Annotated in this window: 26 protein-coding genes; 12 read left to right on the top strand and 14 right to left on the bottom strand. The window is 67.4% G+C overall.

Annotated elements, in window-relative coordinates:
• Positions 1-154 precede the first annotated feature (154 nt).
• Positions 155-1195: a vWA domain-containing protein gene (locus NMK44_RS25665; protein WP_254747113.1), complete on the top strand. Its 1041-nt coding sequence runs from the start codon at positions 155-157 to the stop codon at positions 1193-1195.
• Positions 1196-1404: 209 nt separating this feature from the next.
• Here the strand turns inward: NMK44_RS25665 and NMK44_RS25660 are convergent, their stop codons facing one another.
• Complete coding sequence (locus NMK44_RS25660) at positions 1405-2412, bottom strand: NAD(P)H-dependent flavin oxidoreductase (protein ID WP_254747112.1); 1008 nt, start codon at positions 2410-2412, stop codon at positions 1405-1407.
• Between the two features lie 143 nt (positions 2413-2555).
• A complete protein-coding gene (locus NMK44_RS25655) occupies positions 2556-2885 on the bottom strand; it encodes a winged helix-turn-helix transcriptional regulator (protein ID WP_254747110.1) in 330 nt (109 codons plus the stop codon).
• 155 nt (positions 2886-3040) lie between these two features.
• Here NMK44_RS25655 and NMK44_RS25650 point away from each other — a divergent pair, with 155 nt between their 5' ends.
• Complete coding sequence (locus tag NMK44_RS25650) at positions 3041-3631, top strand: carboxymuconolactone decarboxylase family protein (RefSeq protein ID WP_254747108.1); 591 nt, start codon at positions 3041-3043, stop codon at positions 3629-3631.
• Positions 3632-3712: 81 nt separating this feature from the next.
• Here NMK44_RS25650 and NMK44_RS25645 read toward each other — a convergent pair whose 3' ends face one another.
• The 5 genes from NMK44_RS25645 to NMK44_RS25625 all read right to left on the bottom strand — a co-directional run bounded on the left by NMK44_RS25645 (position 3713) and on the right by NMK44_RS25625 (position 9278).
• On the bottom strand, positions 3713-4666 hold the full coding sequence (locus NMK44_RS25645) for a quinone oxidoreductase family protein (RefSeq protein WP_308358549.1): 954 nt from the start codon (positions 4664-4666) through the stop codon (positions 3713-3715).
• Positions 4667-5376: 710 nt separating this feature from the next.
• Positions 5377-6015: a ribonuclease FAU-1 family protein gene (locus NMK44_RS25640; RefSeq protein ID WP_254747104.1), complete on the bottom strand. Its 639-nt coding sequence runs from the start codon at positions 6013-6015 to the stop codon at positions 5377-5379.
• A gap of 661 nt (positions 6016-6676) precedes the next feature.
• Complete coding sequence (locus NMK44_RS25635; RefSeq protein WP_254747102.1) at positions 6677-7141, bottom strand: hypothetical protein; 465 nt, start codon at positions 7139-7141, stop codon at positions 6677-6679.
• Between the two features lie 708 nt (positions 7142-7849).
• Positions 7850-8374, bottom strand: a complete 525-nt coding sequence (locus NMK44_RS25630) for an HAD domain-containing protein (protein ID WP_254747101.1) — start codon at positions 8372-8374, stop codon at positions 7850-7852.
• 190 nt (positions 8375-8564) lie between these two features.
• On the bottom strand, positions 8565-9278 hold the full coding sequence (locus tag NMK44_RS25625) for a leucine-rich repeat domain-containing protein (RefSeq protein ID WP_254747099.1): 714 nt from the start codon (positions 9276-9278) through the stop codon (positions 8565-8567).
• A gap of 408 nt (positions 9279-9686) precedes the next feature.
• On the opposite strand from NMK44_RS25625, the gene NMK44_RS25620 reads away from it, so the two are divergent.
• The 4 genes from NMK44_RS25620 to NMK44_RS25605 all read left to right on the top strand — a co-directional run bounded on the left by NMK44_RS25620 (position 9687) and on the right by NMK44_RS25605 (position 12721).
• On the top strand, positions 9687-10241 hold the full coding sequence (locus NMK44_RS25620) for a hypothetical protein (RefSeq protein WP_254747097.1): 555 nt from the start codon (positions 9687-9689) through the stop codon (positions 10239-10241).
• 181 nt (positions 10242-10422) lie between these two features.
• Positions 10423-11637, top strand: a complete 1215-nt coding sequence (locus NMK44_RS25615) for a helix-turn-helix domain-containing protein (RefSeq protein ID WP_254747095.1) — start codon at positions 10423-10425, stop codon at positions 11635-11637.
• Between the two features lie 171 nt (positions 11638-11808).
• The gene (locus NMK44_RS25610) at positions 11809-12405 is read left to right on the top strand and encodes a hypothetical protein (protein WP_254747094.1); all 597 of its coding nucleotides are present in this window, start codon (positions 11809-11811) and stop codon (positions 12403-12405) included.
• 169 nt (positions 12406-12574) lie between these two features.
• Entirely contained in the window at positions 12575-12721 is a 147-nt protein-coding gene (locus NMK44_RS25605; protein WP_254747092.1) for a hypothetical protein, read from the top strand.
• Positions 12722-12958: 237 nt separating this feature from the next.
• On the opposite strand, the gene NMK44_RS25600 is transcribed toward NMK44_RS25605, so the two are convergent.
• The 3 genes from NMK44_RS25600 to NMK44_RS25590 form a co-directional block, all read right to left on the bottom strand.
• The gene (locus NMK44_RS25600) at positions 12959-13408 is read right to left on the bottom strand and encodes an NUDIX hydrolase (RefSeq protein WP_254747090.1); all 450 of its coding nucleotides are present in this window, start codon (positions 13406-13408) and stop codon (positions 12959-12961) included.
• Between the two features lie 141 nt (positions 13409-13549).
• Positions 13550-14074 carry a hypothetical protein gene (locus NMK44_RS25595; protein WP_254747088.1) on the bottom strand — a complete coding sequence of 175 codons (525 nt, stop codon included), beginning with the start codon at positions 14072-14074 and terminating at the stop codon, positions 13550-13552.
• 425 nt (positions 14075-14499) lie between these two features.
• Positions 14500-15621: an acyltransferase family protein gene (locus tag NMK44_RS25590; protein ID WP_254747086.1), complete on the bottom strand. Its 1122-nt coding sequence runs from the start codon at positions 15619-15621 to the stop codon at positions 14500-14502.
• Positions 15622-16337: 716 nt separating this feature from the next.
• Here NMK44_RS25590 and NMK44_RS25585 point away from each other — a divergent pair.
• From NMK44_RS25585 to NMK44_RS25575, 3 genes are all read left to right on the top strand, one after another.
• On the top strand, positions 16338-17078 hold the full coding sequence (locus tag NMK44_RS25585) for an SAM-dependent methyltransferase (protein WP_254747084.1): 741 nt from the start codon (positions 16338-16340) through the stop codon (positions 17076-17078).
• Positions 17079-17415: 337 nt separating this feature from the next.
• Complete coding sequence (locus NMK44_RS25580) at positions 17416-18084, top strand: HEAT repeat domain-containing protein (RefSeq protein WP_254747277.1); 669 nt, start codon at positions 17416-17418, stop codon at positions 18082-18084.
• Between the two features lie 7 nt (positions 18085-18091).
• Positions 18092-19096 carry a MerR family transcriptional regulator gene (locus NMK44_RS25575; RefSeq protein WP_254747082.1) on the top strand — a complete coding sequence of 335 codons (1005 nt, stop codon included), beginning with the start codon at positions 18092-18094 and terminating at the stop codon, positions 19094-19096.
• A gap of 217 nt (positions 19097-19313) precedes the next feature.
• Here NMK44_RS25575 and NMK44_RS25570 read toward each other — a convergent pair whose 3' ends face one another.
• The gene (locus NMK44_RS25570; protein ID WP_374215339.1) at positions 19314-19901 is read right to left on the bottom strand and encodes a TetR/AcrR family transcriptional regulator; all 588 of its coding nucleotides are present in this window, start codon (positions 19899-19901) and stop codon (positions 19314-19316) included.
• 164 nt (positions 19902-20065) lie between these two features.
• Between NMK44_RS25570 and NMK44_RS25565 the strand changes: the two genes are divergently transcribed.
• From NMK44_RS25565 to NMK44_RS25555, 3 genes are all read left to right on the top strand, one after another.
• Positions 20066-21517, top strand: coding sequence for an amidase (locus NMK44_RS25565; RefSeq protein ID WP_254747275.1), 1452 nt, complete (start codon positions 20066-20068; stop codon positions 21515-21517).
• Between the two features lie 177 nt (positions 21518-21694).
• The gene (locus NMK44_RS25560) at positions 21695-22198 is read left to right on the top strand and encodes a hypothetical protein (protein ID WP_254747078.1); all 504 of its coding nucleotides are present in this window, start codon (positions 21695-21697) and stop codon (positions 22196-22198) included.
• 51 nt (positions 22199-22249) lie between these two features.
• A complete protein-coding gene (locus NMK44_RS25555; RefSeq protein WP_254747273.1) occupies positions 22250-23362 on the top strand; it encodes a hypothetical protein in 1113 nt (370 codons plus the stop codon).
• 200 nt (positions 23363-23562) lie between these two features.
• Here NMK44_RS25555 and NMK44_RS25550 read toward each other — a convergent pair whose 3' ends face one another.
• The 3 genes from NMK44_RS25550 to NMK44_RS25540 are packed head-to-tail and all read right to left on the bottom strand — an operon-like array spanning position 23563 to position 25248.
• Positions 23563-23928 carry a hypothetical protein gene (locus tag NMK44_RS25550; RefSeq protein ID WP_254747076.1) on the bottom strand — a complete coding sequence of 122 codons (366 nt, stop codon included), beginning with the start codon at positions 23926-23928 and terminating at the stop codon, positions 23563-23565.
• A gap of 5 nt (positions 23929-23933) precedes the next feature.
• Entirely contained in the window at positions 23934-24431 is a 498-nt protein-coding gene (locus NMK44_RS25545; protein ID WP_254747074.1) for a GNAT family N-acetyltransferase, read from the bottom strand.
• Positions 24432-24435: 4 nt separating this feature from the next.
• Positions 24436-25248 (bottom strand): class I SAM-dependent methyltransferase, encoded by an 813-nt coding sequence (locus NMK44_RS25540; RefSeq protein WP_254747072.1) that lies wholly within the window; start codon positions 25246-25248, stop codon positions 24436-24438.
• Positions 25249-25439: the final 191 nt, after the last annotated feature.

Here is a 25439-nt window from a genome sequence, read left to right as displayed (position 1 = left end):
GGGTCGGCCACTCAATCAGGGAGTGCTCTCCTTGGTGGTCCGCCCTCCGCCAGCCGGGCAACCTTTGCCGACCCGGTCCGTGGGCCAAGATCGATTGTCAGTGGCGGGTGAGACGGTAGGAGCATCAAGTTCGGAGATTGAGGGGGAAGCTGTCATGTCCGGAAGCCAGAACTACATCAACCACGTTGCTCTTGTGCTGGATGCCAGTTCGTCGATGTCGCACCTGAGCCGCAAGGTCGTGGAAGTGGCCGACCAGCAGATCGCCTATCTCGCCCGCCGGTCCGGGGAACTGGACCAGGAAACCCGCGTCACGGTGTACGTCTTCGCGGACAAGGTGGAGTGCGTCATCTATGACAAGGACGTCCTCCGGATGCCCTCGCTCAAGCAGCTGTACCGGGCCGGTGGAATGACAGCTCTGCTGGCGGCCGCACTGAAGTCGCAGCGGGAGCTGGCGCAGACAGCGCAACTGTACGGTGACCACAGCTTCCTGACGTTCGTCCTCACCGACGGGCAGGAGAACGCAAGCCATCGCTGCCCCGACGCTCCGTCCAGGGACCCGCGGGAACTGGTCGATTCCGTGGCCGGGATGTTCAGCGCACAGGAGGACAACTGGACGCTGGCCGTTCTCGTTCCGGACCAGATGGGCAAGCGCGAGGCCATGCAGTGCGGCTTCCCGAAGGACAACATCGCCATCTGGGACGCCACAAGTACGCAAGGTCTGGAAGAAGCCGGGCACGTCATCCAGCAGGCCACCGAGAAATTCATGGTGGGCCGCACCAAGGGCATCCGGGGATCGCGCGCCGTGTTCTCCACCGGCGCGGAAGCAGTCAACCAGGACACCATCAAGGCAGCCGGGCTCACCCCGGTGAACCCGTCGAAGTACCAGCTGATCCCGGTCACACGTGACGCGGCGATCCGGGACTGGGTCACCGAATCCGGACACACCTACCGGACCGGCGGCGCGTACTACCAGCTGAGCAAGTCTGAGAAGGTCCAGGCACGCAAGCAGATCGCGGTGCTGGAGAAGAAGACGGACCGGGTGTACACGGGACCCGAGGCCCGAGCTCTGCTCGGCCTGCCGGATGTCGAGGTTCGCGTCAAGCCGGACCACAACGACGACTTCACGATCTTCGTACAGAGCACCAGCGTGAACCGCAAGCTCATACCGAACACACGGCTTCTGCTGATGCTCTGACACCGCGGAAGCCACCCGGGGTTCGGGGACTGTCTGCCGGCACCCACCAACAACACAACCGGTGACAGCGGCGAAGGCACCCGCTGTCGGCGGCGCAAGCGGCCACGCGGTATCGGCGAGGGGGCGGGCTCTGCTGGGCCCGCCCCCTGCGGATGCAGGGGCCTCGGGCGACGGGGCCGGCCACCATCGTCGCCCTCCCCGGCCATGGCTCAGAACTCTCTCATCATGGAACGCTTCGCCTCGGCCACGGTCCGGGCGACGATCGTCGACGCCGGCAGCACCTCGTGGACGAGCCCGGCGGACTGCCCCGCGTACAGTGCCATCGAGTCCAGATCGCCGGTCATGCCAACCAGCGGTACGGCGTCCTGGTAGCGCAGGTACTGGGCGCCTTCGGCGTCCAAGGCGACGATGTCCCCCTCACCCGGCCGGGTCGAGAGCGGCGAGTCGGCTGCTTCCCAGGAGGTCAGTGTGCTGTTGCGCAGGGACCGGTGTGGGGCGTTCGGCCAGCCGCCGTCGAAGCATCCGGTGTAGTAAGCCTCTTCGGTGACGGCGTCGACGATACGACGGCGGTAGATGTCGTGCGTACGGGCCTCCGTGGCGGCGAGGAACCGTGTACCCATCCACGCGGCCTGAGCCCCAAGCGTCAGAACCGCCGCCAGGCCCCGGCCGTCGGCGATCCCGCCTGCGGCGATCACAGGGAGCGGGGACACGGCATCGACCACTGCCGGCACCAGTGGGAGCGTTGCCGTGAGGCCACGCACATGTCCTCCCGCCTCCCATCCCTGCGCCACCACGGCATCGGCTCCGGCGTCGGCGGCGTGACGCGCCTCGTCCGCGGACCCAACGGCGTGCAGGTGGATGGCGCCCGCAGCATGAATCCGGTCGGAGCAGGTGGCCGGGTCGGCCCAGAAGGTGGAGATGACCGGTACTCGGCGCTCCAAACAGGCGTCAAGCCTCTCGGCGATGGGGAAGTCGAGCACCAGGTTGGCACCGAAGGGGCGGTCGGTCAGCTCGCGGACCCGGTCGATGGTCGGGGCGATTTCCTCGACGGGAGTCCACGTGAGCGCAAGCATGCCGAGGCCGCCGGCGTTGGAGACGGCGGCGACCAGTTCAGGGGATACCGCGGAACCGATCGGTGCCTGGACGAGGGGTACGTCGATGCCCAGCCGGCGGCACAAGGGGGTGGTGAGCGAGGAAGGGTGTGGGTGTGCGGGCATGCGTGGGCTCCTCATCGTTCGGTGCGGGACGTCGGTGACCCAGCGGGTCATGTTGCTGTCCGGTGCCTGTCGTGTTGATCGCCACGGTGATCCCGCCGACGGCCGCGATGTGTTCCGGCTCCCGGATTCGACGGGCCCATCTGTCAAACGTCGGTGCTCTCGCTGTCAGGGCCTTGCCGCTTCCGGTCCGTGGGGTCGGACGTTTCCAGTTCGGTGGCCCAGCGTTCCGCCCACGCGTGCAGACCGACGAGTTCGCCGCAGACCTCTTGTCCGAGTGCCGTGAGGCAGTAGCTCTCCTCGTCGGCGCGTCCCACGAGTCGGACTTCCAGCAGCTCGAGCAGTCGCTGCCGCAACACACTTGAGGACATGCCGTCACACCGCTGCTGGAGGGCTCGGAAGCCCAGTGGCTCGTCGCGCAGTTCCCACAGAATCCGCAGGGCCCAGCGGCGGCCGAAGAGGTCCAGTGCGGCCATGAGCGGGCGCCCTGTCGTGGAGCCGCGAACTCGTTTTCCTGGCCTCGGAGTCGAGGGCATCGTTCGGTGTTCCTCTCCACGAAGCCTGGCGCTTCGATTTCAGAAACACTACGCTCGCTCCTGCTGATTTGAAAAGAGAAGCGCTGGGAGGATCCGTGCCCGAACGCATTTCGCCGCTGGAGGCGCCCTACGCGCCGGAGACCGCGGCGCTGCTGCGCAGGATGATGCCAACCGACGAGGAACCCCTCGCCCTGTTCCGCCTCTACGCCCGCAACCAGCAGCTTGCACAGGCCCTGCACGACTGGGGTTCCTATCAACTCAGCCGTCGGCTCAGTCTTGACCTGCGCGACCGGGAACTCGTCATCAACCGCACCTGCGCCCGGTGCGGCTGCGAGTACGAATGGGGAGTGCACGTCGCCCGATTTGCGTCACGTGCCGGGCTCACAGATGCCCAGATCGCGTCCTTGACACATGGCACGAGCGCGGACGAGTGCTGGACGACCGAACGCGACCGTCTGCTCCTCGATGCGGTAGACGCCCTCCACACCCATCACGACCTCGACGCGAGGCTGTGGGCCCGCATCAGCACGGAGTTCACCTCCGAACAACTGCTGGACCTGTTCATGCTGTGCGGGTGGTATCACGCGATCAGCTACACGGCCCGTGCCACCAGGCTGGCGCCTGAGCCTGGGACGCCACGTTTCCGCGACTTCGGCCTGCCGGCGCGCGACCAGGACCAGGCTTGACCCTGCGGGGCGCGAACAGGAGACGGCGCGGCAGCCCTGCAGAGTGCGTCGAATGACGCGACCGCGGCACGTCGGCCGAGCTCAGGGCCGGAGCACCAGCTTGCCCTTCGTCCGGCGGCCCAACAGATCCTCGTGCGCGTCGCGTGCGCGTGCGAGGGGGTACTCGGAGCCGCCCGGAGGGCGGAGGCGGTTGCGCGCCGTGAGGTCGAGCAGTTCCTCCAGCGCCTTGCCGCCGGCCCCGTCGCGGGCGATGAGCGGAGTGAGCCAGAACCCGCCGACCGTGATGTTCTCCACCGCGAGTCGGGTCGGCGGGATGGCCGCGGCGGCCTGGCGGGACGAGGATCCGTAGGTCACCAGCCGCCCGAGGAACCCGAGAGCGCCCACGGCGGCGTCGAGAACCGGCCCGCCGACGGCATCCAGGATGATGTCGACCGGCTGTCCATGGTTGGCGTCGAGGACTCGTTGCCGATATCCGTCCGCTTCGCCGTCGATGGCCACGTCGGCACCGAGTTCGAGGGCGAGGGCGCGCTTCTCCGCGGTCGACGCCGCGGCGATCACCCGCCCCGCCCCGAATTCACGCGCGAGTTGTACAGCGAGGCTGCCCGTCCCGCCCGCGGCGGCGTGGACCACAACACTCTCGCCGGGACGCACTCGGGCCACCGACCGCAGCAGATGCCACGCCGTCAGGCCCTGCACCAGCAGAGCCAGCGCGGCGCCCGCGCCCACCTCCTGCGGCAGCACTGCCAGGTCGCGCTCGGCGACGACGGCCTTGGTCGCGTATCCACCCTGCCGGATGTATCCGACGACCCGCCGACCGTCGCCAGTCCGGCCGACGACCTCCATACCGGGGATGTGCGGCAGGGGCCCCTTCCTCGCGTACGGTCCCTCGGTGAGCTCACCGGCGATCTCTTTGATGTCGCCGAAGTTGACGCCTGCGGCCTCGACCTCCACCAAGGTCTCACCTGGCCCCGCGACCGGGTCCGGCACCCGGACCTCCTTCAGGACTTCCGGACCACCGAATCGGTCATGTTGCATGGCTCGCATGATGGCGCCCCCCAGCGCTGCTACCCGGCTGCTAACCGATTCTCGGCCGTGCCGGTGGTCAGCAACACCCAACGGCCCAGACACCATGCTAGGTAACAGGAGACTTACTCGTTATCAACAGGGGGCTGACAGTGCCCGAAAGGGGCTGACCGGCGGAGGACGCCGCGAGCACACGGGCTGAAGATTGCCGCACACGTCTGTGGCGCACCGTCAGCGACACCACTCGCCTCGACCCGGTACAGATTCAAGAACTCATGGCGTACGGGACGCTCCTGAACACCAACGCAGCCCTTGCCACCGCGGACATCGATGCCGACTGGGCGAGCCAGACGACCTGCTGATACTCACGGCGCCGGCCTCGCCGCGAGGCGACGCTGCCAGGACGGCGCCCACAGCGCATCGTGGAGGGTTCCACTCCTCTGCGCCCTGGCGGGGGCGTCTGCGAGGGATGACGCGACCCATGGCGTTCTCGCCGTCCCGGCCGCAGAGGTCGCGTACCAGTTCAACGAGCCCCGGCTCCCAGATCATGACGCGGGCGTGCTGGAACGGCGGTTGAAACGGCGGGTTGGCGGGCCGTGGGGCCTTGGATCCGAAGACGTGGGGTCGCGTACCTGCCTTCGATCACGAGGCACCCCCGCGGTGAGCCGGAAAAGGAAGAGTGGTGGGATCGACGAGGCGGGGCTCACAGCCGAGCCGGTCGGTCAGGCAGGACGCGGCAGGCGCGGGGTGGGCCAGGTCGGCTCCCACCGCCAGGACGCCCACCGCTCGGCGTCCGCGAACACCCCAGCACGGTCAGCGAGCATCGCCAGGACCTGACCACGCGCATCCTCCACAGCCCGGTGCTCAGCATCGGTGACGATACCCAGCCGCCGCACATGCGCGTACTCATCCACGTCCTTCCACTCGTACCCGCCGAGATCAGGATCGACGACCAGGTCCACCGTCAGGTCGAACGTGTCGAACCCGGCCGGGGTACGGGTCATGGGCCGCTCAAAGTTCACATACCAGTTCCTCAACCGGCGCCCCGCCCCCTCAGGGACGAAGAAGGCGTTGACGCTGAACCAGACCTCGGGCTGCTTCCACACCAGCAGCTCAGTCTCCTGCCACCAGCTGTCGCTGAGCTCCCACTCCCCCGCGGCCATCGCATCGAACGCCTCTGTGCGCACCGACCGGTCCCCATCGGCACGTGCCTTCGCGTACAGGGCGGGCCAGCGGGCCTCCGCCCCGGGAGCACACGCGGCCACCAGCACCTGACCGGTATCAGCGACCACACGCAGCGCCTGCTCACTCCACACCCGTCCGGAGCGGTACACGTCCCGCCGTACCACCGTCTCCCCCACTCCAAAGCACCCCACAGAACCCCCTCCACGACAACCCCAGCAGAACCCAGCCAGGACGCGGCCGGGATCCGCATGGGAACAACCACCGCACCGTCCGACCCGAGACATCGAGGTACCGCGGGCACACGTCCATCACGCCGAGAACTACCCAACAACCGACATCTGAGCACCTCCGTCGACCTCTTCACCGGCCAAGCGCACTCTCTTCGGCGCGGCGCCGGTCACTGAGGATGCGAAGCCCTTAGCACCCGCACCAGTCCTACGGACGTCCGGAAGGCGGTTCCCCTTGGTGGGTTCTTAGTGACTGGTTATGGAGGGGTTGCCGGTGAAACCCAGGGAGGGTGTTGTGGGCAACCCCTCCCAGGGGTTGCCCACAACACCTGGGAGGCGCCGCAGTGCAACGTCAGCGCCTCAGTACCGCGGCGTGAGCGCAACTGCTTCACGGCGTCCCGCCACACACCGCCCATGCCTTCGTTCAGGCACTACCCGTCCGCCGAAGGCCCTGACGCTGAGCCGGCCACAGACACAGCCGCCAGCCCGGCTCTTCCCGACCTCAGCCGACTGGCCTTGTTCGCAGCCCTCGGCTCAGGCACTCCTTCTGTGATGCGGCTGAGAGGGCGAGGGGCCGTTCGAAGAACGGCCCCGAAGACCGTCCTACGGTCTACTGCTGGATCAACGTGCCCTGCTCCGTCTCGTAGAAGAGAAGCCCGCGGCGGATGTCTTCGCGGATGTAGTGCATCGGCGGGAAGCCTTCGATGCTCATCTCGTACTTCTCGGACGCGCCGGAAACCTCGAAGGAGAAGTAGAAGCTGCACATCTTGAACGGGGAACCCTCGGTGTCGCCCATCGGGAGCTTTTGGGTACCAAGAGTCTTGCCCTTGTCGTCCCTCACGCGCACTTCCGCCCCGACTTGGGTCTTGGCGTCCGGCCGGGACGTACACGGCTTGCTGGCCTCGGGTCCGGTACCGTCCGTAGACAGGAGCACAGAGACCGCCCCGCTGATGGAAAGCGTCACGGCCGAGGGCGTCGCAGTGGCCGCCACGCCTTTCGTGTCCTCCGTCGTGCCAGTGCACCCGGCCAGGCCGACCATGCTTAATACCAGGCCATAGGCCCACAGCGCTCTCATGCTCCCCACCCCTTGTGTCCTGCTAACGGAGTGATCATCGTAGGTTGCGTGGGCCTTAGCCACTCTTCACCAAGGGCGCCGATCGCGTAATTTGCGCCAAAGACCGTTCTCGCAAACACTCAGCGCCAGCGTTGCCTCGCGAACGGCTGTCGAGACGCTGTTCTGCGACCTGGACGGAGCGAGTCACCTGATGACCAACCAGAAGGTCACAGCCGTGGTGACGAGCCCAACGTGACCATGGCCTGGCGGGCTCTCATCAGTCAGGCGCACGGTGATCCCACCGAGCTGCAGGAGCACGAACCGATGACCAAGCGAGCAGGCCGCGCACCGCGTAAGGGATGAGGCGACAGCCTGAACCACGGCCCAGAGCACCCAGCCCCGGCCCGCCGACTGCGCAGTCAACCGCTGCCTCACGACTGCACAGCGGTAGCGCAGTTGCGCACCCCGGGAGCCACACCTGCACAGCCAACAGCCCACCACGGTCAACTGCGCAGCACACCCCCAGGGGGCAAGGATGCGGGAACAGACGCACGCGGTTGGCGCGGGGGACACCACCGACCATCCCCGCGCTTGACCGGTTGGTTGACCACGGCGTGGTCAAGACACATCCGCCACCATGGTCAACCAGCACCGGTCAACAGACCGGTCACACCTACCGGAGCGTCTCCAGGGCGCCAGGCCGTCACCATGCACCGCGCCCCGCCTCTCCTACCCGAACGGCTGCCGCAGCCACAAGTTGAGAGCCGCGTAGTCACCATCGGTCAGCCCAAGCCGAGCATCGACTCGGTGAAGCAGAGCGCGCCCCGGATGGTGGGCGGCCACCCAGTCCCGATCGGTGTCAGTGACCTCGTCATCGACCCAGACGAACTGCCGCCCCGCCGCCCAGTCGACGAGGAAGCGGGTCTTCCAGTGCAGTCCGCTGCGTTCATCCTGCTCGTCGATGCCGGACGGCTCCGGCCAGACCACTACGGCCAGCCGTGGAAGACCGATCAATGGAGCGATGCACTCGTTCGCGTCATCCATCCACGTCGTGGCCCAGACCAGCTCGCACGGAAGTGCGGCCAGCTTTGGGCCGTGCTCAGGGTTGACCCTGGTCAGCAGCGGGTTCGCATCGGCATCAGGTAGATCGATACCTATCGCATAGGTCGGGTACTGCTGCGGCTCCGCCCCGAACGGGATGAGCGGTCCATCGACATCAAGGAACAGCAGCGGAAGCGGCGCAGCGCAAGTCACAACAGCGCAGGATAGCGGCGAGCACCACCATGGGACGCCTCGATGAGGAGGGGCTGGCGCCCGCCCTTACTTCCAGCTGCCGCAGACGAAATGACACACCCTCGTCGCACAGCCCGCCGCCGATTCTCGAGTTCTGTCCCAGCTTCCGTGGCGAGGTAACGCTGGCCGCGTACCGTCCCGAGGACGCTCTCTACGTCCAGACAACGCATCCCCGTTGCTCTAGGAGATCGAGCAGGCGTGGCGCGGGCTCGATGTTGTTCCAGCGGAGGTCGAGTCTCTCGAGCGAAGGAAGCTCGGGCAGCCAGTCCGGCAGGGTGTGAAGTCTGTTGCTCCGCAGGTCTAGATGGCGGAGCCGTGAAAGGCTCGCCAGCGCCTCCGGGACGTCCGGCAGGGCATTCTCTCGTAGGTCAACGTGGCGCAGCTCGGCCAGTTCCCTGATGGATTCCGGTAGGCGCACAAGTTGGTTGCCACGCAACCACAGCTCGCGGAGCTGGCACAGGCGGCCGATCGATTCGGGAAGTGCGGTGAGTCGATTGCGCTCGGCCCGAAGTTCCACCAGTCCGATCATTTTTCCGATGGTGTCCGGCAGGCTGGTGAGGTGGTTCTCCCCGACGTTGAGGTATCGGAGGGCGGTGAGGCGGCCGACCGACCGGGGAAGCTCTCTCAGCTGGTTGTCGTGCAGGTACAGGTACTTGGTGAGTGGTAGTTCAGCCAGTTCCTCCGGGATCGAGGCAAGCTCGTTGTGGCCCAGGTCCAACGTGTGCAACTGCCGTAGCCGTGCAATCTGGGGTGAAACCCGCGTCAGCGCATTATCCGCGAGGATCAGCTCGTGCAATTCGGTCCGCTGCCACAGTGACTCTGGCAATTCTCCGCGGTTCTGCTTCCACAGATTCAGTGTCGCCATAACGTCGCACGCCTCCAAGACTTGCACGGACCCGCCGTCCGCAGCCTACGACCAGTAGTGGCCACCGTCAGGTGAGAAGAACCAGCTCCCGGAGGAGCCAGAAGCCCGCCCGACCGAACATCTGGCTCTTGACCATCAGCGTGCCGTGACCAGCAGCGCCCGGTCCTCTCATGGCAGACGAACGGCCGGCTCCGTTGAACCCTGTCCACGCCATGCTGTCGCAGCGTAGTCAGCGGCTTGCCGAAGCAATGCGGACTCACTCCGGTCGTCGATGTCATCCGGGAGGCCTCCGATGCCGTGATCACAACCACCACATCGTGATCATCATTCAGCTCGGCCCAATACCGAGACGATCTCTGCAGCTACGCTTCTCGGGCCAGTCGATAGTGAGCTAGACCGGGAGGAACCATGAACCGCCCACTGCTGTTCCTCGACGTGGACGGGCCGCTCAACCCTTATGCGGCCAAGCCGGAGAAGCGTCCTGACGGCTACACCACAATCAGAGTGCCCCAGGACGGCGGAACCCATGAGGAGGGCAGGAGCCTCACGACCCGACAGCGCCCCCTGCGGGTCTGGCTCAACCCGGAGCACGGGCGATTCTTGCTCCGGCTCGGCTTCGAGCTGTGCTGGGCGACGACATGGATGGGCGATGCCAACCGATGGATCGCACCGGTACTCGGCCTTCCGGAACTTCCCTTCGTCTACTTCGGCAACGTCTTGCTCCAAGAGCGCCCTGATGGAGTCCACTGGAAAACCGGCCCGCTGGTGGACTACGCCAACGGCCGACCTTTCGCCTGGGTCGACGACGAACAGAGCGAGCTGGATCAGACGTACGTTTCCGCCCACCACCACGGGGCCGGGCTTCTGCACCACGTCAACCCGCGGGTCGGCCTACGCGAGAGCGACTTCCACACCCTCGTCGACTTCGCCCGATCCCTGGACTCCTCACGAACCAGCAGCTGAGCACATCGCCGACCCTTCAGGTGGCTGGGGCACGGGGTTCGGAAACAGTTGCGTCTCGACTTCTCCTCGGCCTTCGGGCCCGGCGAGAGGGCCCTTTCGTGTATCCGGCGCCGCGGTGTCTCCCGTGCCGCACTCTTCCGGGCGTACCGTGGCCGAAAGACCTTCTGGCGGGGGAACCCCTATGAGCGACAAGACCATCGGCGACCGGCTCGGCGAGCTCCGCCGCTTCCGTGACATCACCCAGGAAGAGCTGGCTGAGCGGTCCGGCGTCCACGTCGATACGATCCGGAAGCTGGAGCAAAACACTCGGCAGTCTGCCCGGCTCGCTACTCTCCGGTCCCTGGCGAGGGCACTCGACACAGAGCTGGAGCGACTCCTGGGGCAGCCCACGGTGACCTCAGAACTCCCCGACGACGGTGGTTTACTCGCCCTGCGCGATGCGATCCAGGACATCAGCGCTTTGCCAGGCGTGCCGTCGGACGACCTGGACGAAGACCCACCCGCAGCGGACGTGTGGATGGACCAGGTCTCGGCGGCTACCTCCCTGTACTGGGCCGGTGGGTACAGCCAGCTCGCCAGCTCCCTGCCTCTGCTCCTTCGGGACGGACGTGCGGTTGCCCGTGAGACCACGGGCTCGTTGACCGAGCGGGTCTGGAATCAGCTGGCTTTGTCGTACCAGCTGGCGGCCAGTCTCGCTACGCAGTCCGGCCATCTGGACTGGGCATTCAAGGCCGTGGCCAAGCAGCTTGATGCGGCACAGCGCGCGTCCGACCCGCTGATGGAAGGCATGGGAGTCTCCACTCTCTCCTGGATTCTGCTGCGGCAAGGCCGATGGGAGGAAGCGCAGTCGGTCGCGGAGCGGAAGGCCGACGCGCTTGAACCTCCGATGCGGCGCGGAACGAGCGCGCAGTACGCGGTTTACGGCAACCTGCTGGTGGCTGCCGCCACCCCCGCCGCGCGGCGCGACCAGAAGGACGAAGCCGACCAGTTCCTCAACTACGCCGAGGCCGCTGCGGTGCGGTCCGGACCCGTGCGCGTCTACGGCACCGCGTTCTCTGCAGTGGACGTGAAGACCCAGATCGTGAACGTGGCGATGGCCGGGACGGCAGATGCTGGCAGGGCGCTGGAGGCGGCCGGGGATGTACGCCTCGACTTGATCAAGCGGCCGGTCCATCTGGCGGCACATCAACTAGATGTGGCTCAGGCTCAATACCAGACGGGGGACAGCGAGGGCGCGTTGGAAACGCTATTGGAGATTGAGGCGCACCAGCCCGAGTGGATCCGCTATCAGATGCTCGCACGTGCCACCGTCTTGGAGATGCGAGAGGAAGAGCGGCGCCGGAACACCCGGCTGCGTGGACTGGCTGCCCGACTTGGAGTTGAGCCCGCACTCTGAAGTAGGACGCGTTGTCCTACTCGTGCCGCAAGCTGCGAGAGCCTGATGCACTACGTCACTGTGATGTGATCCCATGGACACCTAGCGTGATCTGCATCCGGCGGCGCTGGCCCACTCTCCCGCCAGGACGTCAGCCAGCACCGCCCCCGCAGATCGCCAGGGGAGCCCAGCGTGACGACCAGCAGCACCTTGCCGTGGACACCACCGCCCGCCGCGGATGTCGAGCCGTTACCCGTAGGGAAGTGGTGGGACGCCGTCCGCGTCACGCCGCCCGTTGGAGACCGCGCCTTGGGCCTGCTCGGCGACGACACCGGCGCCGTCATCCAGGACAGCTACGGCACCCTCTACTGGCTCGTCGCCATCGGCTCTGCCGCAAGCTGGCACCTCCGCGGAACCCGCGTCCTGTGCGAACTGATCGATGAGGCCACGTACCTGGGCGTGCCTCCAGCCGACTGGACCGAGCCCACGCACAGGGGCCGCACCCACTGGCGCGTACCGCTCGGCCCCGACCGGTACCTGACCGACACCCGGCGTCTGTGGGAGGCCCTGGCCGCCGCGGACCACGCCGAGCTCGGCCCCCGCGTCGAGGGACGCCAGCTCTGCGTCCGCTGCCAGCTGCCGACCGACGAACCGGTCCTCGTCGGCACGGAAGGCGGCAACATCGGCGGCGCCGTCTACGCCTGCCCCCGGCACGCACCGGAGTACCAGCGCGACGCGGTGGCACTGATGGTCGCGCTGCGCCGCGGCCGTGACGGAGCCGGGGGGTGACGGCCGTGCAGCAGACGCAGCCCGTGACTGATCCCGAGTGGCGGGCTGCGATCGAGCATGCGGCGGGCTGTCTGACGTGCCGGACGCCGGGCGCCCCGTGCGAGCGGGGTGAGACGCTGCTCGCCGCATACGCCGAAGCCATGCAACTGGCCCGGTCAGGAGGTGACCGGTGAGACGCCGCCGCCAGACGACTGCAGTGCGTGCCGGGCTGTACGCGTTCCGGGTCGCCCGCGCCGGGCTGATCCTGGCCACCATGGTCGCTGTTCTGGCCGCCGCGGTCGTGCTGTGCATCGCCGGAGATCCGGCCACCCCATAGACCGGGCGGGCTGCTGGGTGTGATCCGGTCCCCCGTACCGGACGACGGCCCCGGCGGTCCGCCCCCCAACTCTGGAGCGGCAAGCAGCGCTGTCGCAAACCGCCACCGCATGCTCATGCGCAGCCACGACGCCTTGGGCTCGCCACCGGCTGAGCCCAAGACCACGAGCGGGCCGCGCGCATGGCCTCAGCCACTTGGGCACCGTCCGCTACGAGTCCGCTGTGCTCGGCGCAGTCCTCAACGAACGGCTGTGACCGGCAACTCCACTGCGCCCCCGGACTCAAGCAGGCGGAGGGCATCGGCAGCCGCCGGCGACAGCATGGAGTCCTGCAGGTCCGCCAAAGGGGTCCACACCGCCGCGTCGGTGGAACCCTCGACCTCGGCCACCGTGGGGGCCCCGCCCTTGACACCGACGGCGTAAAACAGCGCGGTGAGGTTCCAGTTCACACCACGTCGCTGGACTGTGTACGTCCGCGCATCGAGGAGCTGGGCAGAGGTGAGTTCGAGCCCTGTCTCTTCTCGAAGCTCGCGGGTCAGGGCCTCCACGGGTTGCTCGCCTGGATCGATTCCTCCGCCGGGCAGGTGCCACAGTCCTGGTGTGAAGATCGGTGACGCGTCCGTCAAGCGCGCCAAGAGCAGCCGATCATGTTCCATCACGATGGCGTATGCCGAAACACGGGTCTGCACGCGAGCATCCACAGTCCCTGCCCCTCCCCCAACATCCAAAGCCAGAGGCAAGAACTCTAGCCTTGCCAAGATCGACCTTCATAGGGGCTTCCAGTGGCCTCCCCCTTCGGAATGCGGCCAGGGACTCCTGAGTGCCAACTCTCAGTCCTCGTACGACACCCCGAGGTCGTGACGCATGGCGGTTCTCATGGTTCGGAGCATGTCCCAGACCTCGTGCTGGGCCTGGGCTGCGGCGTCCATCGTTTCGCCCGGCCCGGGGGCACCGCGTTCGAGGCGCTTGACCTGGCCGTAGACCTTGTTCAGGGCTTGGTTGACGACACTCGCTCGCATGAGCACTTCGTCGGGGGCGATCATCTGTGCTTCGGAGTAACGATCGCGGTGTGCGTTCTTCGCCTCCTCGAGTGTGTCGCTGTCGGCGTCCTCCACACCCCGCTCTCTCATGACGTGCAGGTGGCGGTTGAGCGCCGTGGTGAACTGCCGCGCATCTCGGTTGAGTTCGACATAGCACGTGCGTCGAAGTGAACGGTTCTCGCGGATCTCTTCATGGTCACGAACGAGCTCTATTTCCCGGCGCTTCGCTCGTTCGGAGCCTCGCTGGGTCAGTACTGATGCTCCCAGCGTTCCCGCGACACCTGCCACCGCGATGATCATCGAGCTGAGGTCCACCAACGCACCCCGTACCTCTCTGGCCGCTTGCCCGCTGCACACAGCCGAGGCTGCCAAGTCTGCCGCTCCTCGGTGCGCGACGGTTCGACGCCCCCTTGTGGCGAGCGAGGCAGCTATACCCCTGGCACCGGCCGGCAAGGGCTCTCCTCGCGTCACGGCGGTGGCCCGACGATGCGATCCGTGTGTTGAGTTGGTCAGGAGGCCCGCCACGGGGCCACGCTGTGGGCTCAGGCGCCCGGTGGCAAGACCTCAACCACTGTGGCCGTGCCGACAGCAGGGTGCGTTTTGCGAGTGAGGGCTGTGTCAGGGGAACTGCGCGCCTGGCCCCATCACTTGCACCGACGTCCTGGCCGCGCTCGGTGTCCCGATCGACAACGGTTGGGCCTCCATCAACCTCCCCGCGAACACGGAAGAACAGAGAACAGTCAGTGCTCGGCGGAAGAGGAGAGACGCAGCCGCCTCGGGCGTTGGACGCCCCGGAGGATCCAGTGCCTGCACCGCAGTTCCACGACCACGTAGAGCGCCCATGCCAGGCCGAGGGAGACAAGAAAGGCGGCGGTCGTCACTGCGAGGGCAGGGACAATGCCGAGGCGGGGGCTGACGGTGAAGAGGCTTTCGCCGGTGCGCATGACCAGGATGTGGATCATGTAGAAGGCGAAGGACCACTCCCCCAGGCGCACCAGACGAGGGTGGCGCCATCGGGTCGGTGTGCCGTTCAGGTCGGCCACGGCGGCGGCCGAGATGAGGCAGACCAGGCCGATGACCGTGCAGGCGGCATAGCAGAAGGCGCTGGGGAGAGGCCACATCAGGATGTAGCCGGTAAGGCTCAGAGCCGCGGAGGTGCCGAGGCCGGGGCCGCGCCAGGCGCCGAGTTGGACCAGACGGCAGGCGGCGGCTCCCACGACGAACTCGGGGAGGCGTACGAGGGGAAAGTGAGGGCTCCAGCCCAGGGCGAAGGTCAGGTTGGCGCATGGGATGAATATCACCGCCGCGGTGCTGGCCATCGTGAGGGCGGTGAGGGGGCGGGGTCCGAGGCGCCGCAGGAGGGCGAAGATGGCGGGGAAGGCCGCGTAGAAGAACGCCTCACAGGTCAGCGACCAGCTGACCGGATTGAGTGCCTGCCACCACTGCTCCTTCCAGGAACTGACCAACAGCAGATTCGCCACCGCCTCCGGTATGCCACTGGGCAGCAGTCCGGGCACCAGAGTGAAGGCCAGCGCCAGGGCCGTTGCCGCGGTTACCAGGTGGACGGGGTAGACACGGGCGATCCTTCTGCGCCAGAACGTCAGCGCGCGTTCGTCCTCGCGGAACGACCAGGCCAGTACGAAGCCGGAGAGGATGAAGAAGAATGAGACTCCGACACCACCGCCTCCGAGTATCCCGTCGACTACGAGTCCGAAGCCGCCGCCGAAGTAGTCGAATCGCGTCACATGGAAGATAAAGACGAGGAAGGCGGCGGCCCACCGCATTCCCGTCAGGGACGGCAGCCGGCCACCACCGGCTGTGGCAGGGGGTGTTGTCTGCGGTCGCCCGAGCAGGAGGGTCATCGGAGCACCCGCCGATCTGCTCGGGGTGATCGGCGGTCGGGCGGTGCAGTGGTCGTGCGGACGTGCATCGGTGAACTCCTGTAGGGGATGGTGTGGGTGCGGAGGGTCACCTCCGTAAGCGGACGGCCCATGCGCCCCCTTCGAACAAAGGGCACGGCGCGGCCGCTCCGCCATTCCAGCGGCTGCACGGTTGTTCGGCAGCCCCCTTCCGGAGCACCGAACAAATGCAAAAGCGCAGGTAGTTGGGGGACAACGGGAGCGGGCCGACAGAGCCAGGACCAGGGAAGCGGGAACCGGTGGGCCGTCGTGAGAGGCCGGTGGACCCGAGCGCTGGTCCGGTGCAGCGGTTCGCCCATGAGCTGCGCGAGCTGCGTCAGGAGGCCGGAGAGCCGACCTGCCGGGCGATGGCGCAGCGGACGCGGTACTCAGTCACACCTCTGACCTAGGCGGCCGGCGAGCAGTTGCCCGCTGGCGTACATCGAGGTCTGCGGTGGGGACCGGACGGACGATGACCCATGTGATGGTCCGCCGCCTCACCGGCGCGAACATCCCCACCTGGCGCAAAGCGGCGATGGGCGCATGAACAGCCAGCCTCGCCGCCCAGTGCTCGACGAGGCGACCGAACCACTGCGGTCCAGGGAGGTCTGCCAGGCGGACCAGCAACGCTCGTCGGCAAACGAACGTCACTTCACGAATGGTCCACTTAGGCTTCCCTGATGAACCGCGAGCAAATGTCCAGGATCGCTCATGCCAACCATCCGACTAAGTCCCCCGTCGACGACGATTCGGTGCGCGAACTACTTGAGCGCGGGATATCCCAACCCGACGCGCGTGTGCTCGATCTCGGCTGCGGAGGAGGCGAGTGGCTTCTTCGCACACTGTCCAGTAACCAACGATTGCGCGCCGAGGGCGTGGACGTCTCCAAAGACGCATTGGCACAAGCCCGTGAGACCGCAAGCAGCCTCGGCGTACAGGAACGCCTGGTCCTCCACCACCAAGCAGCCGCCGACTTCGTCTCCACGCACCCGTTCGACTTGGTGCTCTGCATCGGGGCCGCCCACGCCTTCGGCGGTCTGCTCCCCACTCTCACGGCGGCACGCAAACATCTGGCTCCTGGCGGACGCGTCCTGATCGGTGACGGATTCTGGGCGGCTGAGCCCTCCCCGGAAGCCGTGGAGATGCTTGGCGATTTCACCGACCTGGCGACCGCCTTGGATCGGGTGGACGCTGACGGGTGGACGCCCGTCCACGGCCACGTCAGCACCCGCCGTGAGCTCGACGACTACGAGTGGGCATGCTGGGGGTCGATGGCTGCATGGGCCCTGGACCATCCTGATGATCCAGACGGTCTCCAGGTTCTCTCCACGGCCACTATCCGTCGCTCCGAATGGCTGCGTTCCTACCGGGACAGCTTTGGCTTCGTCTGCCTGGTCTTGCGCCAGACCTACTCCGGCTGATCCGGATCAATCCCACTGCCCGGCCTGGCCGTGATCCCACGCCTCGGCGGGATCACGGCATCACATGCAACCCAGCGAACGTCCAGGGTCCGTCTTCATACTGAGGCGCCGGAAACCGTGCCCGCAGGAACCCCGGTTCGGCGTGGCGACGAACCGAGTCAGGCATTGCTCCAGCAGCTCACAAACTGCCGCATGTCATCTGCCACCCTGTCGAGTTCGGGTTCATCCAAGGTCGCCGGGGCGTCAGGCGAGCCGCGGGGCGCTCCCCCGCGGCGGGTCCTTGTTTGACCTTGACACGGTGACAAGGCTTTCACTGCTCGTCGAGGAGGTGGTCTCGGTGACGGTCACGCGAGAGGACCCGGATGCGATACGAGTGCTCAAGGGGTTGGAGGACGGCAGTTCGTCCATGCGGCTGCGAGCCGCACTGGCAGTCGGCACGGCGCCGGATCCGGGCTTCGTCGACAAGCTGATCGAGCGATGCGCGGTCGAGCCCGAGTTCTTCGTCCGCGACATGCTGACCTGGGCGCTCACCCGCCACCCGGTGTCCATGACGCTCCCCGCGCTGATCCGCGAGGTCCGCTCGGAGCGTGCGCAGGCACGGAGCCAGGCGCTGCACACGCTGTCCAAGATCGGGGACCGGCGGGCGTGGCCGGCAATCTCGTGGGCGCTGTTGTCCGACGCCGACGACGAGGTGGCGCGGAGCGCTTGGCGGACCGCGGTGGTGCTGGTGCCGGAAGGTGAGGAGTCCGCGTTGGCCGGGGAGTTGGCGAGGCAGCTCGGACGCGGTGGGCGCGAGATGCAGTTGAGTCTCAGCCGGGCCCTGGTCGACCTGGGGGAAGTGATCGTGCCGGCTCTGCGTACCGCGACGACGGCTCCTGACCCGCACATGCGCGCACACGCGCTCGCCACGGAACGGCTGCTGCGCGAGCCGGACACCGGATTCGAGTTCGCGATCGAGGAGGCGAAGCGCTGCGTGGCCCTCGGCGGTGCCGGCCAGGAGGGATGATGGGGACGTGTTGATCGGTGAGGTGGCACGACGGTCCGGGGTCAGTGCCCGCATGCTCCGGCACTACGAGTCGCTCGGTCTGGTGCGCCCCTCGGGTCGTACGGGCTCCGGATACCGGGAGTACTCCGGGGAGGACATCCGACGGATCTTCCATATCGAGAGCCTGCGGTCCCTGGGGCTGTCGCTGCGTGAGATCGGGCATGCGCTGGACGATCCCGGCTTCACGCCCTCGGCGCTCGTCGGCGACCTCATCGCTCAGACACGTGAACGCATCGCGGCCGAGACCGAGCTGCTCACGCGGCTGTGCCGGATCGACGCCGCTGCCCCTGAAGGCTGGGAGGACGTCCTCCAGGTCGTTGCGCTCCTCCAGGCACTGGAGTCCAAGAGCGCCGGCACACGCCAGCGCGCGGCCCTTTCATCGGTGGACGAGGTTCCGGTGCCCGTGGAGGCCCTGGTCCGGGCGGTACTGAACGAGACGGAACCGAACGTCGCCGGAGCCCTTCGATGGGCTCTGGCGCGATCGGGCGACGACGGCCCGGCACTGCTGGCGGAGGGCCTTGCCTCACCCGTGGCCGCGGTGCGGGAACGTGCCGTGCGATCCCTGGCCGAGTTGCCCGGCGGTGAGGCCACCGCGCATCTGCGGCACGCCCTCGCACACCCCGACGTCGTGGTCCGCGGGTACGCGGCTCTGGCGCTCGGGCCACGCGGAGTGGCCGATACGGTCCCGATCCTCATCGACATGATCGTGGAAGGGAGAAACGACACCGATGCGGCCGATGCGCTGAGCGTGCTGGCGGACGACACCGCGGGAGCAGAGCGGATCGCGACCGAGCTCGTCGACCGCCTCGCCCACGACACCGCCCGAGCGCCCGCACGCGGACGGCTGACCCAGGCGCTGGCCGGCGTCCCGGGGACGACGGCGTCACGCGCCCTCAGGGAGCTGTCGCACGACGAGGACCGTGCCGTTGCGCTGACCGCGACCTACCTTCTTCGGCTACGCGGCACACAGTGACGGATCGTATGGTCCGGAGAGCCTCCGCCGGGGGTGGCCGGAGGCCGGGCAACGCGATCCGGCCGCGGTGCAGCCCGGCACACATCGCTGCGTACCGACGGCGCTGCTCGGGCAGCAGCGTCAGATCCACTGCGCACTGCCTCATCAGTACGCAGCACGTCAGCGGCAGCCCGAAAGGCTCATCGCGTCGGGCGATCGGACACTCGCAGAGCCGGCCTCAGCCGCGTGACGCCTTCTTCTGGGCGGCATCGGGCAGCACGATGGCCTCGACCGCTCTCATGAGGCGATCTCCTGCCTGATCGATGCTCCCGTTCTGAGCGCTGATCTGCGCGCCCTCGAGGAGGAAGGTGATCGCGGCGCAGGTCTGCTCGGGGTCCGGCAGACCGGCCCGTGCGCACATGGCGGTGAGTCTGCGTGCCTGCCGGGCCTTGTGGCTCTGGATCAATTGGCGCGCCGGGTGTGCCGGGTCGGGCAGCTCGGCTATCGAGTTGATGAAGGGACAGCCCCGGTGTGTGATCGCCGGAAGTCCGTCGGCGATGAACTGGGCCAGGCCGAGCAGTTGAGCGCGGGCGTCGTCGGGGTGCTCCTCCTCCACCTTGTCGAAGGCTGCCGTGTAGTCATGGGTGACGATGCGCAGCCACTCGACGATCAGGGCGTCCTTGGACTCGAAGTGCCGGTAGATCGCCATCTTGGTGGTCTTGGCCCGATCGGCGATCGCCTGGAGGCCGACTCGCCCGATGCCTTCCTTGAGGAAAAGTTCCTCGGCGGCGTCGAGGATGCGCTCCCGCGGGGGCAGCGTCGCCACCCTCGTCGGCCTTCTCGAGCTGACTGTCACGCGGTTGCCTCCGCTGTGCGATCGGCGTTGTCGCCCTGTTCCATCGCTGCTACGGTACCAAACCATCCCTGGTGATACCGCTTGGTATCACCAGGGACTGTGCAGTATCGCCATGGCAGGAGGAGAGCGTGACAGTGAAACTTTCCGAGTACGTGAGCTTCGACGCGGTGGGGCTCGCGGACCTGGTCGCCCGCGGCGAGGTGACCCCCGCCGAGCTGGAGGCCGCGGCACATGAGGCGGTGCGCGTGGTCAATCCGCGGATCAACGCCGTGGCCGAGACATGGCCCGCGGATGAGACAGCGCAGGAGGGAAGAGGGCCACTGACAGGGGTGCCCTTCCTGATCAAGGACCTGGGCGTCTCGATGGCGGGCAAACGCATGGAGCTGGGCAGCCGCCTCGCAGCCGGCCACATCGCGGAGGCCGACTCGTCCCTGATGCGACGGTTCAGGCAGGCCGGACTGGTGACGCTCGGACGTACCACCACGCCGGAGATGGCCTACAGCATCACGACCGAACCGGTGCTCTACGGGGCCACCCACAACCCCTGGGACCTCGAACGGAGTGCGGGCGGCTCGAGCGGAGGGGCGGGTGCCGCGGTCGCCGCCGGGATCGTCCCCGTCGCGCACGCCACCGACGCCGCGGGATCGATCCGCATCCCGGCCGCCTACAACGGCCTGTTCGGCCTGAAGCCCACCCGGGGACGGATATCCATGGGACCCGACGTGGACGAGATCTTCAACGGGCTCGCCGTGCACGGCAGCGTCAGCCGCACCGTTCGCGACAGTGCCGTCCTCCTCGACCGGATGAGAGGCCCGGAGCCGGGCGACCCCTACTTCGCCACCCAGCCAAAGCGGCCGTACGCCGAGGAAGTCACCCGGCATCCGGGCGCCCTGCGGATCGGTGTCCTCACCCAGCCCTGGGGAGGCCGCCGTACCACCGCGCCCGTGGCCGACGCCGTCGCCGCCACCACGCAACTGCTGGAATCACTCGGTCACCACGTGCACGAAGCGGACCTCGACATGGGAGTCGGCTGGGACGAATTCATCCACGGCAACGCCGTCCTGTGGACCGCGAACCTCACCGCGTGGATGGATGACCTGGCGGCCGCCTTCGGCCGCCCCGTCGACGCCACCACGGTGGAGAACGTCATCCTCGCCAGCTACCGCTACGGGCAGCAGGTCACCGGCGCGCAGTTCGTCAACGCGCTGACGATGCGCAACCGCGTGGCCCGAAGCGTGGCACGGTACTTCGCCGCGTACGACATACTCCTCACCCCGACCCTGCCCGAGCTGCCCGTGCCCTTGGGAACCTATGCCGAAGGAGCCGACGAGCTGGACGGCCTCGGATGGCTGACCCGCCTGCTCGACCACTCCCCCTTCACCGCGGGCTTCAATGTCGCCGGCACGCCCGCCATGTCGGTGCCCCTGGCGTCCGACACCGCAACAGGCCTCCCCATCGGCCTGCAGTTCGCCGCCGGCTACGGAGGCGAGGACGTCCTCTTCCGCCTCGCAGGACAGCTCGAACAAGCCAGCCCTTGGAACCAGCGGACCCCCGCGGTGTGGGCGGGCCACGGCGACAACACCTGACGAAGGACGTCGCCCGTACGAACACCGGCATGCCCCCTGCTGCGCTCATGCCCTCACGGGTGTGCCGGCCGACGGCCGAAGCACCGGCCCGCACAAAGCCGCTGAGGAACTCGATGGCGACAGCGCCGCCGGATGTGCAAGCCTTCCCCTCCCAGATGCCGGACCGAGAAGACTTCGATGACCCGCGACGACGCCCTCGATCGGCTCAGAAACATCGCGCGTGAGCGGGCATTTGGTGGGAACGTCGGGTCTGACCGGCTCATTCAGGCTGGTCTGGACGCGCTGATGGCCGGGGTTGAGAGCCCGTCCCTCGCCATGCTGGCCGGCCTCCTCCGGAACGAAGAGCCCGAAGCGACAGCGCTCTTCGACCAGGTGCTGGAGGAGCTGGAACTGCTGTTCCACCCACCTGACGACCCCAAGGCCGCGAAGTGGGCGATGGCCTACTGGATCGCCGTCCAGATCGCCGACGGATCCCTGAATCCTGCCGCCGGCACGTATCGCATCTGGGCAGACATCGCCTATGACCTTGGCTACCCCGACGAGCTGGAGCCACTTGTGCACTGCGCGCACAACCTGGACGGCTGGGAGGAGAGTTGGGGCCGCTCTTTGGAAGAACTCAGCAGAGAAGCGATCGACGCGGCGAAGGAGTTCTTGAACGAGCGGTCGACGTCAGAGAAGTGACAGTTGCTTACGGTGTATGACTTTCGCCCTCGTTCCCCAACCGGAGGTCAGTTGTTCGTTTTCGTGTGTGCGGGGTGCGGTGCCAGGCTGACCACTCCGCTGTCGCAGATCGCTCTGCCGGTGCACGCCCATCAGAGGTACGGGAACGGCATTCAGCTTCCGGTGCTCATGGAGTCGGGCACATTCGCCGTGGATCCGGAGCCCTGGGGACCGCCGCGGCGAAGGTGGGAGGAGATCGATCCGGACGAGGCGATGGCCCGCGGCATCTACGCGCCTGTCCCTGCCCTGTCCGACGGCGCCCCCGGCGCGATCGTCATCTCACCCGGAGATGCTCGTGGCACCCTGCTGATTCCGGAGAAAAGTGGCGGCTCCTGCTGCGGCCTCGACGGGGGCGACGGACCCAACATGGCGTGCGAAGCGTGCGACCTGCCCGTGGCGAGCCGGATCGACGACTGCTCGCTCTGGCAGGCTGTGTGGCTCGCTCCAAACGCCGTGCGCCGTCACCGCCTCGACGACGCCAACAACGACGCACCACTGACCTGGGCGGAGCTGGTGGCAGCAGGGAAGGGCACACCCCCATTCGAGCCGATCTCCACCTGGGGCGGATCGCGGCTGGGGTCGGACCACTACTGGTCATGGAGCCCGCAGTGGGAAGCGGCAGCAGGCCGGGCGCTCGCCCACTTGCTGGCGGCCTCGGAAGGCCGGCCGGTGACCGTCCCGGACGGCCCGATCATGGAAGTGTTCCAACGCGCCCTCGACATCCTGCTGCCCGTGGGCACCGCCGCACGGCGGGCCGTGCTGGCCGGACCCGGGCAACCCGCCCCAGACGTGGACGCCGACATCCTCCTCGTGCCGGCCCATCCTCAGACAGGAGAGACCTGGACCCCGGCAGGCCCGTCCACCTCGGCATACCCGGTACCGTTGCCATTCGGGATATGGCTGTGGCTGGCCTCCCCCGGGCCGCACCTACCCGCCCCAGTGGCGGGCGGCATGCCTGAGGGCGTCCTCCGCGACGACCCACCCGCGCCGCGCCCCCACCACCTGTTCCAGCCCGACCCGGGAACGTTCCAGCACACACTGGTCCGGCTACCAGACGTCCGCAGCCCGTGGCTGCGCGAGATCCTCGAGAATTTCACACAGCATCAGCGGGCTCGCCTCTTCTAGCTGTGCCGCCTCAAGACGCTGGTAACTCCCTTGTGTTTCCTTTCGCATCTGAGGCAACCGCCTCGGCTGTACAGCCACAGCGTGACATCGAGTTCCTGGAAGTACCTTCGGTCGCTCAGGCACCCAGGTCAGCTGGATCTTGCCCCGTTCCTCAAGGGCGGGCTTCCACATCGGCTCCGCCCCAACGAAGCCCACGCAACTCATCCCGCCAGAGGGCCCGGGTCCGGCACCGCACAGCCGATCTCGGATTGCCACCGGGGCCGCATGCACTCGATGTAGTCAGCGATGTCCGCGCGCACATACCGAGGATCGGACGGCTTCAACCGGACCTGCTTGCGGCTGTCGGCCCACCAGACCTCGAAATCGGTCACCGTACCTTCCACCGGCCAGGACTCGCTTCGCTCGGGCAGCAGCAGAACATCGACGAAGCCTCCGACCCTCAGGCCGATATCCACGAAGATTCCGATCGCACCGCGACGGGGCACCCTCACCACCGCGCCCTCAAGCACCTGCCCGAAGCGCAAACCTCCCCGGATCCGAGCCCACTCCGCGTCGGTCACCTCCACCGGCGTCAACACCCTCGCTCGTATTCGACCTGGTCAAGGGGGTTCCCATCGCCGAAGTCAAAGGTACGGGCGGTTCCGCACTCGGTGAAGCCACACTTGCCGTAGAAGCGACGGGATCGTGGGGTGTCGCGCAGTGTCCACAGGTGCACCTGGGCGAAACCGTCGTCGCTCAGGGAGCGCAGCGTCTCGGTCATCAGTGCGGCGGCGACCCCGCTGCCCCAGCTGTCGGGGTGGCTGTAGAAGGTGAGGATCTCGGCGAGGCCCGGCCGAGTCGAGGACGGACCGTAGGCGGACATTGCCAGCGGACGGCTCTCACCTTCGGCCAGCAGGATCGTCGCCGCTCCCTCCGCGATCCTCTGGTGCCATCGCGTCCGCCTGCTCTGGACCGCACGCGCGGCGAACTCCGGGTCGAAGAAGGGGGCGTAAGCCGCCTCCCAGGCTGCGGCGTGGATCTCACCGAGGACGTCCCCGTCGCGGGCGTCGGCGCGACGAACGTTGAACATCCGGTCACTCTATCCGGGACACGTTCGGCGTGTCCCAGGGGCGGCGGGCCCATGCGGAAATGGTGATCTGTGGAATGTCGATGAAGGCAGGGTCCTTCAGCAGGTCCGAGAACGCGGTCAGGTCCGCTTCGGTGATGAGCCCGTCGGCAATGAGGTCCGGGGCTGCCTGGGTGATGAGGGGAAGCCAGCGGTCCTCCTCGAGTCCACCGCCCATACGGCCGAGGTTCCCGGAATAGGACACCTCGCTCAGCCCAGAGCGGGCGAGGTGGGCGGGAAGGCCACGTGCCCACGTCATGTCGGCCCCGTGCTCACGGTACTTGCGCTGATAGGCGTCCAGGAGCCGCTGGATGAGAGGGAAGGGCGAGGTCTCGGCCGGAAGGTGATAGGGCTCCTCGACGACGAGCCAGCCGCCGGGCGAAAGCCAGCCCGCGGCCCGCCTGATCAGCTCGTCTCGCGTGGGCAGATGGCAGAACAGGTAGCGGGCGTGAATGAGGTCGAAGCTGCCCGGCGCGTAGTCCTCCTGGCAGATGTCGGCTTCCTGGACGTCGAGATTCGCGGCGCGGCCGGCGTTCAGGTAGCGGGTGTCGATGTCCACGGCGACGACGCGGCCGTCCGGGCAGCGCTCGGCAAGCCAGTAGGCGATGGATCCGGCGCCTGCGCCCAGTTCAAGGCAGTTCCAGGATGCTTCGATGCGGAGGTCTTCGATGAGGCCGATGGTGAAAGCGTCCACATTGCGCTGGATGGACTCCAGACGACCACGCTCGCCCGCCGCATCCTCTCCCATCTGGGCAGAGATGGAAGGTGGGTTGGTGTTCATGGCGGCATCTCTCTTCTGTCGTGGTGTGGGGGACGGATGGCGAGCGTCAGCATGCCTGATCTTGTACGGCACGGTGTCCACGAGCCGGCCGCGGGGCAGAGTGCGGCCGTCGACGGTGAAGCGCAGCCATCCGCGGCGTGCGCGGATCGCACCCGGGCAACCCCCTGCCATGTCCGTCGGCAGCGGTGCCG

Source organism: Streptomyces cucumeris, assembly GCF_024295805.1.
Taxonomy (GTDB): Bacteria; Actinomycetota; Actinomycetes; order Streptomycetales; family Streptomycetaceae; genus Streptomyces; species Streptomyces cucumeris.
Note: the sequence above shows the minus strand (reverse complement) of the source record. Positions and strands in the feature narration are given on the sequence as shown.

Excerpts from the sequence above, each read along its gene's own strand:
- NMK44_RS25540 (WP_254747072.1), bottom strand. The coding sequence starts at position 25,248 with ATGAACACCAACCCACCTTCCATCTCTGCCCAGATGGGAGAGGATGCG.
- NMK44_RS25560 (WP_254747078.1), top strand. The coding sequence starts at position 21,695 with ATGACCCGCGACGACGCCCTCGATCGGCTCAGAAACATCGCGCGTGAG.
- NMK44_RS25635 (WP_254747102.1), bottom strand. The coding sequence starts at position 7,141 with ATGAGAGCGCTGTGGGCCTATGGCCTGGTATTAAGCATGGTCGGCCTG.
- NMK44_RS25620 (WP_254747097.1), top strand. The coding sequence starts at position 9,687 with ATGAACCGCCCACTGCTGTTCCTCGACGTGGACGGGCCGCTCAACCCT.
- NMK44_RS25665 (WP_254747113.1), top strand. The coding sequence starts at position 155 with ATGTCCGGAAGCCAGAACTACATCAACCACGTTGCTCTTGTGCTGGAT.
- NMK44_RS25645 (WP_308358549.1), bottom strand. The coding sequence starts at position 4,666 with ATGCAACATGACCGATTCGGTGGTCCGGAAGTCCTGAAGGAGGTCCGG.
- NMK44_RS25585 (WP_254747084.1), top strand. The coding sequence starts at position 16,338 with ATGAACCGCGAGCAAATGTCCAGGATCGCTCATGCCAACCATCCGACT.
- NMK44_RS25660 (WP_254747112.1), bottom strand. The coding sequence starts at position 2,412 with ATGCCCGCACACCCACACCCTTCCTCGCTCACCACCCCCTTGTGCCGC.
- NMK44_RS25590 (WP_254747086.1), bottom strand. The coding sequence starts at position 15,621 with ATGACCCTCCTGCTCGGGCGACCGCAGACAACACCCCCTGCCACAGCC.
- NMK44_RS25625 (WP_254747099.1), bottom strand. The coding sequence starts at position 9,278 with ATGGCGACACTGAATCTGTGGAAGCAGAACCGCGGAGAATTGCCAGAG.
- NMK44_RS25655 (WP_254747110.1), bottom strand. The coding sequence starts at position 2,885 with ATGGCCGCACTGGACCTCTTCGGCCGCCGCTGGGCCCTGCGGATTCTG.
- NMK44_RS25545 (WP_254747074.1), bottom strand. The coding sequence starts at position 24,431 with ATGTTCAACGTTCGTCGCGCCGACGCCCGCGACGGGGACGTCCTCGGT.
- NMK44_RS25615 (WP_254747095.1), top strand. The coding sequence starts at position 10,423 with ATGAGCGACAAGACCATCGGCGACCGGCTCGGCGAGCTCCGCCGCTTC.